Annotated in this window: 1 pseudogene; it reads left to right on the top strand. The window is 56.3% G+C overall.

Annotated features, from left to right (window positions below):
• Window positions 1-371, top strand: a pseudogene (locus MXD62_RS10435) (NADPH-dependent 2,4-dienoyl-CoA reductase); the annotation flags it as partial.

Raw genomic sequence — 371 nt, 5'->3', positions numbered from 1 at the left:
ACAAAGATGAGCATATTGATCAGATTCGCCCCATCCCTGAGGCCGTGCACAAGGCGGGGGGTAAAATCGCGCTGCAGCTTTTTCATGCAGGCCGCTACGCCTACAAGGAAGCGACCGGACTTGTTCCTGTAGCACCTTCCCCGCTGCAAGCGCCAATTAACCGGACCGCACCCAGAGAATTGAGTGAGGCCGAAATTGAAGCGACGATTCAGGCATTTGCCGACGGAGCGGCGCGGGCAAAAGCAGCCGGTTTTGATGCCGTAGAGATTATGGGCTCCGAAGGATATCTGATTAATCAGTTCTTGTCTCCGGTCACCAACAAGCGAGCGGATGGCTGGGGCGGCGACTTTGCCAGCAGATCTCGCTTCGGA

Origin of the sequence: Frankia sp. Mgl5, assembly GCF_023242985.1 — a bacterium.
Classification (GTDB): domain Bacteria; phylum Actinomycetota; class Actinomycetes; order Frankiales; family Frankiaceae; genus Parafrankia; species Parafrankia soli.
This window is presented reverse-complemented; position numbering and strand designations above follow the sequence as displayed.